At 62.0% G+C, this 308-nt stretch carries 1 pseudogene; it reads left to right on the top strand.

Annotated elements, in window-relative coordinates:
• A pseudogene (locus tag MWC30_RS22170) lies at window positions 1-308 on the top strand (transposase); the annotation flags it as partial.

Below are 308 nucleotides of genomic sequence, written 5' to 3'. Positions count from 1 at the left end.
CCCACGTCGGCAACGACTCGGTGCTTTGCCGGGCGGTAGAGGAGCTTCGCCGACGCTCTTCGCTCTTTGACCGGCTGCGCAAGGCCATGCGCATCGCACCTCCTCACGGCGCCAATGGCCTCAACGATGAGGGTTCAGACGAGGCGATGTCCACCATCCGTCAAGGTGTAGAGGCGTTTCGCCGGGAGCTCGATCAAGATCCCGAACTGGCATCAGACCACCTGTGCCTCAAGATGGCTGAACAGAGCGACAAGTACGGCGACAAGCTCTTTGCCGACCCCCTTACGGTGACGACCTCCGATGGGCCA

Origin of the sequence: Desulforhabdus sp. TSK, assembly GCF_022836495.1 — a bacterium.
Taxonomy (GTDB): domain Bacteria; phylum Desulfobacterota; class Syntrophobacteria; order Syntrophobacterales; family Syntrophobacteraceae; genus Desulforhabdus.
This window is presented reverse-complemented; position numbering and strand designations above follow the sequence as displayed.